At 38.1% G+C, this 231-nt stretch carries 1 pseudogene; it reads left to right on the top strand.

Going from position 1 to position 231, the window contains the following annotated elements:
- Positions 1–231 (top strand): annotated as a pseudogene (locus tag ACRHOC_RS15285) (arginine--tRNA ligase); the annotation flags it as partial.

The following is a 231-nucleotide window of genomic DNA, read 5'->3' as shown; positions in this document are numbered from 1 at the left end:
ACATTATATGAGGCCAATATTGAAACGGTCGAATTTCAAGCCTCTCGCAAAGAATTTGCTGGTGATATTACTGTTGTAGTATTTCCAATGTTGCGTCTGGTTAAGGGCAATCCTGTGGTTATTGGTGAACAAATAGGTGCATATCTGCAAGATAATGTTGATGTGGTAGAACGCTTTAACGTCGGTAAGGGATTTCTAAATCTTGAATTAGCAGATAGCTATTACCTCAAT

The organism is Winogradskyella poriferorum (assembly GCF_050618035.1).
Lineage (GTDB): Bacteria > Bacteroidota > Bacteroidia > Flavobacteriales > Flavobacteriaceae > Winogradskyella > Winogradskyella poriferorum_A.
This window is presented reverse-complemented; position numbering and strand designations above follow the sequence as displayed.